The sequence below is a fragment of the Geodermatophilus sp. SYSU D00079 genome (genome assembly GCF_054050635.1).
The window spans coordinates 274,160-281,621 of sequence record NZ_JBJGZS010000003.1 but is presented as its reverse complement, the minus strand read 5'-3'; the positions used below and the strand labels follow the sequence as shown (position 1 = coordinate 281,621).

5 protein-coding genes are annotated in these 7,462 nt (G+C 75.2%); 4 read left to right on the top strand and 1 reads right to left on the bottom strand.

Annotated features, from left to right (window positions below):
- The first annotated feature begins 169 nt into the window (after window positions 1-169).
- Genes ACI79E_RS04985 through meaB form a run of 3 tightly spaced genes read left to right on the top strand, consistent with a single transcriptional unit; the run spans window position 170 to window position 5,297 of the window.
- Window positions 170-2,074, top strand: coding sequence for a methylmalonyl-CoA mutase subunit beta (locus ACI79E_RS04985; RefSeq protein ID WP_456931437.1), 1,905 nt, complete (start codon window positions 170-172; stop codon window positions 2,072-2,074).
- The gene (gene scpA / locus ACI79E_RS04980; RefSeq protein ID WP_456931436.1) at window positions 2,071-4,281 is read left to right on the top strand and encodes a methylmalonyl-CoA mutase; all 2,211 of its coding nucleotides are present in this window, start codon (window positions 2,071-2,073) and stop codon (window positions 4,279-4,281) included. Before ACI79E_RS04985 ends, scpA begins: the two co-directional genes overlap by 4 nt.
- Window positions 4,278-5,297 (top strand): methylmalonyl Co-A mutase-associated GTPase MeaB, encoded by a 1,020-nt coding sequence (gene meaB / locus ACI79E_RS04975; RefSeq protein ID WP_456931435.1) that lies wholly within the window; start codon window positions 4,278-4,280, stop codon window positions 5,295-5,297. Before scpA ends, meaB begins: the two co-directional genes overlap by 4 nt.
- A gap of 90 nt (window positions 5,298-5,387) precedes the next feature.
- On the opposite strand, the gene ACI79E_RS04970 is transcribed toward meaB, so the two are convergent.
- Window positions 5,388-5,861, bottom strand: a complete 474-nt coding sequence (locus tag ACI79E_RS04970) for a gamma-glutamylcyclotransferase family protein (protein ID WP_456931434.1) — start codon at window positions 5,859-5,861, stop codon at window positions 5,388-5,390.
- 118 nt (window positions 5,862-5,979) lie between these two features.
- Between ACI79E_RS04970 and ACI79E_RS04965 the strand changes: the two genes are divergently transcribed.
- Window positions 5,980-7,383, top strand: coding sequence for an NAD(P)H-quinone dehydrogenase (locus tag ACI79E_RS04965; protein ID WP_456931433.1), 1,404 nt, complete (start codon window positions 5,980-5,982; stop codon window positions 7,381-7,383).
- Window positions 7,384-7,462: the final 79 nt, after the last annotated feature.

The following is a 7,462-nucleotide window of genomic DNA, read 5'->3' as shown; positions in this document are numbered from 1 at the left end:
CGGCGGGGGGCCTTGGGGGGGGGGGGGGGGGGGGGGGGCGGGGCGCGCGGGGCCGGGGGGGCCGGGGGCGGGGGGGGGGGGGGGGGGGGCCCCCCCACCGCACCCCGGCCGGGCACGTCCCGGCGAACGGCGGTAGATACTCCGCAGATCGACTGAGGGGAGCCCGACGATGAGTTCCGCCGACCAGCAGCCGGCCCATCCCGGCGACGCCGAGGTGCCGGCCGAGCACGAGGTCCCCGAGGACCTCCGGCTCGCCGGGGAGTTCCCCGCGGCCACCCGGGAGCAGTGGCGGGAGCTCGTCGCCGGCGTGCTGCGCAAGGCCGGCCGCGAGGAGCTCCCCGACCCGGTCGAGGACGCGCTGCGCCGGACCGTCGCGACCGGGGTGACCGTCGGTCCGCTGTACACCGCCGAGGACGCCGGGGAGCTGCCCGCGGCGGTCGGCGTCCCCGGTCTCCCGCCGTTCGTCCGCGGCTCCCGCGCCGGTGCCACGGTGCCCGGCGGCGGGGACCCGGCGGGCTTCGGCGTCCCCGGCGGCTGGGACGTCCGGCAGCGGCACGCCCACCCCGACGTGGCGGTCACGCGGGAGGCGATCGCCGCCGACCTGGAGAACGGCGTCACCTCGCTGTGGCTGGTGCTGGGAGAGGGCGCGATCCCGGTCGACGCGCTGGGCGAGGTGCTCACCGACGTCCTGCTGGACCTCGCGCCGGTGACGGTGCAGGGCGGCCAGCCGGCCGCCGAGGCGTTCCTCGCCCTCGTGGAGGGCCGCACCGACCTCGCGCCGGGCGGCTCGCTGGGCCTGGACCCGCTCGGGCTGCACGCCGCCTCCGGCCAGGAGCAGGACCTCTCCGGGCTGGCCGCCCTGGCCCGCCGGGCGATGGCGCACCCGGGTCTGCGGACCGTCGTCGTCGACGGGACGGTGTTCCACGACGCCGGCGCCTCGGCGGTGGAGGAGCTGGGCTGCGCGCTGGCCGCCGGGGTGGCCTACCTGCGGGCGCTCACCGACGGTGGCCTGGGCGTGGACGAGGCGTTCGGCCAGCTGGAGTTCCGGTTCGCCGCCAGCGCCGACCAGTTCACCACCATCGCCGGCCTGCGCGCGGCCCGGCGGCTGTGGGACCGCGTCGGCGACGTCAGCGGCGCCTCCGCCGACGTCCGGGGTCAGCGCCAGCACGCCGTCACCTCCTCGGTGATGACGACCCGCCGCGACCCGTGGGTGAACATGCTGCGCACCACGGTCGCCTGCTTCGCCGCCGGCGTGGGTGGGGCCGACGTGGTGACCGTGCAGCCCTTCGACGCCGCGCTCGGCCTGCCCGACGCGTTCTCCCGGCGGATCGCGCGCAACACGCAGAGCCTCCTGGTCGAGGAGGGGCACCTGGCCCGGGTCCTCGACCCGGGCGGCGGCTCCTGGTACGTGGAGTCGCTGACCGAGTCGCTGGCGCAGGCCGCCTGGGCGTGGTTCACCGAGATCGAGGCCGCCGGCGGGCTGGCCGCCGCGCTCACCTCGGGCCTGGTCGCCGACCGGATCGGCGCCGCGTGGGCCACCCGCTCCCGGCGGCTGGCCTCCCGCGCGGAGGCGATCACCGGGGTCAGCGAGTTCCCCAACCCGGCCGAGCGGCTGCCGGAGCGGCAGCCGGCCGCCGAGGTGCTGCCGACCGGGGGGCTGCCGCGGGTGCGGGCGGCGCAGGAGTACGAGGCGCTGCGGGACCGCGCCGAGGCCGCGGGCGGGCAGGCGCGGGTCTACCTGGCCACGATCGGCCCCATCGCCCGGCACACCGCCCGGGCCACGTTCGCGGCCAACCTCTTCCAGGCCGGTGGCCTGGCGACCCCGGCCGGCGACGGGGCCGGCGGCCTCGCCGAGGCCGGGACGACGGTGGCCTGCATCTGCGGCACCGACCGCGACTACGCCGAGTCCGCGGCCGCGCTGGCCGCCGATCTGCGCGCCGCCGGTGCCACGCAGGTGTGGCTGGCCGGGAAGCCGTCGCTGGGTGTCGACGGCGTCGACGGGTACGTGTACGCCGGGTGCGACGCGCTCGACGTGTTGCAGCGAGTCCACGAGCAGCTGGGAGTTCCGGCATGAGCGGCATCCCCGACTTCAGCGGCGTCGAGCTGGGCCGTCCGGCGGCCGGCGTCTCGGTCGACGACTGGGCCAAGCGGTTCGAGGAGACCACCGGCCGCAGCGTGGCGGAGGTGACCTGGGAGACCCCCGAGGGCATCGCCGTCCCCCCGCTGTACGGCCCGGCCGACCTCGAGGGCCTGGACTTCCTCGCGACCCTGCCCGGGCTGCCGCCGTACCTGCGCGGCCCCTACCCGACGATGTACACGACGCAGCCGTGGACGATCCGGCAGTACGCCGGGTTCTCCACCGCGGCGGAGTCCAACGCTTTCTACCGGCGCAACCTGGCCGCCGGTCAGAAGGGGCTGTCGATCGCCTTCGACCTGCCCACCCACCGCGGCTACGACTCCGACCACCCCCGCGTGGTCGGCGACGTCGGCATGGCGGGGGTGGCGGTCGACTCGATCCTGGACATGCGGCAGCTGTTCGACGGCATCCCGCTGGACCGGATGAGCGTGTCGATGACCATGAACGGCGCGGTGCTGCCGGTGCTGGCGCTCTACATCGTCGCCGCCGAGGAGCAGGGGGTCTCCCACGGTCAGCTGACCGGGACCATCCAGAACGACATCCTCAAGGAGTTCATGGTCCGCAACACCTACATCTACCCGCCCAAGCCCTCGATGCAGATCATCAGCGACATCTTCGCGTTCACCTCGCAGGAGATGCCGCGGTTCAACTCGATCTCCATCTCCGGCTACCACATCCAGGAGGCCGGGGCGACGGCCGACCTGGAGCTGGCCTACACCCTCGCCGACGGCGTGGAGTACCTGCAGGCGGGCAAGTCCGCGGGTCTGGACGTCGACGCGTTCGCCCCCCGGCTGTCCTTCTTCTGGGCGATCGGCATGAACTTCTTCATGGAGGTCGCGAAGCTGCGGGCCGGGCGGCTGCTGTGGGCGAGGCTGGTCAAGGAGGCGGGCGCGCAGAACGCCAAGTCGATGTCGCTGCGCACCCACTCGCAGACCTCGGGCTGGTCGCTGACCGCGCAGGACGTCTACAACAACGTCGTCCGCACCTGTCTGGAGGCGATGGCCGCCACCCAGGGGCACACCCAGTCGCTGCACACCAACGCCCTGGACGAGGCGCTGGCCCTGCCGACGGACTTCTCCGCCCGGATCGCCCGCAACACCCAGCTGCTGCTGCAGCAGGAGTCGGGCACCACGCGGGTCATCGACCCCTGGGGCGGCTCGGCCTACGTGGAGAGGCTCACCTACGACCTGGCCCGCCGGGCGTGGGCGCACATCCAGGAGGTCGCCGAGCACGGCGGCATGGCCCAGGCGATCGACGACGGCATCCCGAAGCTGCGCATCGAGGAGGCCGCCGCCCGCACCCAGGCGCGCATCGACTCCGGCCGCCAGCCGGTGATCGGCGTCAACAAGTACCGGGTGGAGGCCGACGAGGCGATCGAGGTGCTGCGGGTCGACAACGCCGACGTGCTCGCCCAGCAGAAGGCCAAGCTGGAGGAGCTGCGCGCCACCCGCGACGCCGGGGCCGTGCAGGACGCGCTGCGCCGGCTCACCGACGCCGCCCGCGCCGCGGCCGAGGGACGGCGGGGCAGCGAGCTGGACGCGAACCTGCTCAAGCTGGCCGTCGACGCGGCGCGGGCCAAGGCCACCGTCGGGGAGATCTCCGACGCGCTGGAGGAGGTCTACGGGCGGCACGCCGGGCAGGTGCGCACCATCTCGGGTGTGTACCGCGACGAGGCGGGGCAGTCCGGCCCGGTGGAGGAGACCCGCCGCATGGCCGAGGCGTTCGAGGAGGCCGAGGGACGCCGTCCCCGCATCCTGGTCGCCAAGATGGGCCAGGACGGCCACGACCGCGGCCAGAAGGTGATCGCCACCGCGTTCGCCGACCTCGGCTTCGACGTCGACGTGGGCCCGCTGTTCCAGACGCCGGAGGAGGTCGCCCGCCAGGCGGTCGAGGCCGACGTGCACGTGGTGGGTGTGTCCTCGCTGGCCGCCGGCCACCTCACGCTGGTCCCGGCGCTGCGCGACGCGCTGGCCGCCCTCGGTGCCGAGGACGTGCTGATCGTCGTCGGCGGCGTCATCCCGCCCGACGACGTCCCGACCCTGCGCGAGATGGGGGCGGCGGCGGTGTTCCCGCCCGGCACGGTCATCGCCGAGGCGGCGCAGGAGCTGTTGCGCACGCTGTCGACCCGCCTCGGGCACGCATGAGCCGGGCGGTCGACGTCCCGGCGCTGGTCGAGGGCGTCCTGGCGGGGGACCGGCGTGCCGTGGCGCGGGCCATCACCCTCGTCGAGTCCCACCGTGCCGACCACCGCGAGCGCGCGCAGGAGCTCCTCGTCGAGCTCCTGCCGCACGCGGGGGCGGCGCGGCGGATCGGCATCAGCGGCGTGCCCGGTGTCGGCAAGTCGACCTTCATCGACTCGCTCGGGGTGACGCTGACCGCGGCCGGGTCCAGGGTCGCCGTGCTCGCCGTCGACCCGTCGTCCGCCCGGTCCGGCGGCTCGATCCTCGGTGACAAGACACGGATGGCGCGGCTGGCCGTCGACCCGGCCGCCTTCATCCGCCCCTCGCCGACCTCCGGCACGCTGGGCGGGGTCGCGCAGGCCACCCGGGAGTCGATGGTCGTCGTCGAGGCCGCGGGCTACGACGTGGTGCTGGTCGAGACCGTCGGCGTCGGGCAGTCGGAGATCACCGTCGCGGAGATGGTCGACTCCTTCCTCTTCCTCACCCTCGCCCGCACCGGCGACCAGCTGCAGGGCATCAAGCGCGGCATCCTCGAAATCGCCGACGTCATCGCCGTCAACAAGGCCGACGGGCCCGGCGCCACCGACGCCCGCAAGGCCGCCCGGGAACTGGCCGGGGCGATCCGCATGCTGCGCGGGCACGGGGAGGACTGGGACGTCCCGGTGCTCACCTGCGCCGGTCTCACCGATGAGGGGCTCGACGAGGTCTGGGCCAAGCTGGTCGAGCACCAGGAGCGGCGCCGGGCCTCCGGCGCCCTCGAGCAGCAGCGGCGCGCCCAGCAGGTGCGCTGGACCCGGCAGCTGGTCCGCGACGGGTTGGAGCACCGGCTGCGCGCCCACCCCGGCGTGCGGTCCGCCGCGCCCCAGCTGGAGCAGGCCGTGCTCGCCGGTGAGCTGACCCCCGCCCTGGCCGCCCGGCAGCTGCTGGAGACCTTCCTCGGCGCGCCCACCGGCGCCGACCAGCCCCCGGCGGCTCGGTGACCGACCCCGCTCTGGCCGACGCGGGCGACGTCAGCGCGGCCAAGGACCAGCTCACCGACCGGTGGTCGGACACCTGCGCGTGAGCGCGGGTCAGACGCCGGTGGAGCGGCACTCCCGCGACCGGAGCTCGGCCAGGTAGTCGGCCGGGGCACCGGCGGCCTCGGCCGCGTCGGCCAGCGCGCCGAGGTACCGGGCCGAGGGCAGACCGCCCTCGAAGGCGTCGAGGACGTAGACGTAGGCGACCTGGTCGCCGGTCAGCGTGGCGACCCGCAGGTGCAGCTTGCGGTAGAGGCCGAGGTCGGCGCCCTCCCAGGCGTCCAGGGCCCGCTCGTCGGCGTCGGTGAGGTCGTAGAGGGCGACGAAGACGCCGGGGGACAGCGACTCCCCGGGCGTGGTGTCGTCGGGCACGAGGGTGGCCAGCGCCCCTTCCCAGCCGAGGTCCTCCCCGCCGAAGGTCAGCCGCCAGCCCCGGATCCAGCCGGTGCCGGTGTGCGGGGAGGAGGGACACCGCCGCAGCATCTGCGCGGGGTCCATGTTCGACCCGTAGGCGGCGTAGAGGCCCATCGACCGCGAGCCTACGGCCGGTGTGGCGCGCTCGACCCCGGGGGATGGGCGACGGGGGCGTCCGCGGCGGGGAGAATGGGCCCCCGCACGTGTCCGCACCGCACCGACAAGGACCCTCATGACCCGCATCGTGATCATCGGCGGCGGTCCCGCCGGCTACGAGGCCGCGCTCGTCGCTGCATCCCTCGGTGCGGAGGTCACCGTCGTCGAGCGGGACGGCGTCGGCGGGGCCAGCGTGCTCACCGACTGCGTCCCCTCCAAGACGTTCATCGCCTCCGCCGGTGTGATGACCAACGTCCGCGACTCCCTCCGCCTCGGCATCCAGGGCGCCGAGCTGGGCGCCGTCGGCATCCACCTGCCCGCGGTGAACCAGCGGGTCAAGGGGCTGGCCGTCGCGCAGTCGGCCGACATCAAGGCCCGCCTGGAGAACGAGGGCGTGCGCGTGGTCGCCGGGCAGGCGCGGATGGCCGACGAGGTCCGCGGCCTGGCCGAGCACCGGGTGGAGCTCGTGGACGCCGACGGCGGTGTCCTCGAGACGCTGGAGGCCGACGTCGTCCTGATCGCCACCGGCGCCGACCCGCGCGTGCTGCCGGGCGCCGAGCCCGACCACGAGCGGATCCTGGACTGGCGCGACGTCTACGACCTGCAGGAGATGCCCGAGCACCTGGTCGTCGTCGGCTCCGGGGTCACCGGGGCGGAGTTCGCCTCCGGCTACCTGGAGGCCGGCGTCCCGGTCACGCTGGTCTCCTCCCGCGACCGGGTGCTGCCCGGGGAGGACTCCGACGCCGCCGAGGTGCTCGAGGAGGTCTTCCAGTCCCGCGGAGGCCGGCTGGAGCGCGGCCGGGCCGCGGCCGTGCGGCGCACCGAGAAGGGGGTCTCGGTCGAGCTGACCGACGGGCGCGCCGTCGAGGGCTCGCACGCCCTGATGACCGTCGGCACCGTGCCCAACACCGCCGGGCTGAACCTGGAGGAGTGCGGGGTGGAGCTCGCGCCGTCGGGGCACGTCGTCGTCGACCGCGTCTCGCGCACCAGCGTGCCCGGCATCTACGCCGCCGGTGACGTCACCGGGGTGTTCCAGCTGGCCTCGGTCGCGGCGATGCAGGGCCGGATCGCCATGTGGCACGCCCTCGGCGAGGCGGTCACGCCCATCCGGCTCAAGACGGTCGCGGCCAACGTCTTCACCCACCCCGAGATCGCGACCGTCGGGGTGCAGGAGAAGACCCTGCCCGAGGGCGCCGACATCGACGTGATCCGGCTGCCGCTGGCGACCAACGCCCGCGCCAAGATGGCCGACCTGCGCGACGGCTTCGTCAAGCTCTTCGCCCGCCAGGCCACCGGCGTCGTCGTCGGCGGTGTGGTGGTGGCACCCGGCGCCTCGGAGCTGATCCTGCCGATCGCCCTCGCCGTCACCAAGGGGCTGACCGTCACCGACCTCGCGCACACCTTCGCGATCTACCCGTCGCTGTCGGGGTCGATCACCGAGGCCGGCCGCCGGCTGATGGGCGCCGACGCCCTGGCCTGAGCCGGCGCCGCCCGGGGCGGCGGAGGCGGCCGGGGTCGCCGGGAGGCGACGCGCGGGGCGCAGGAGGCACCTGCGACCG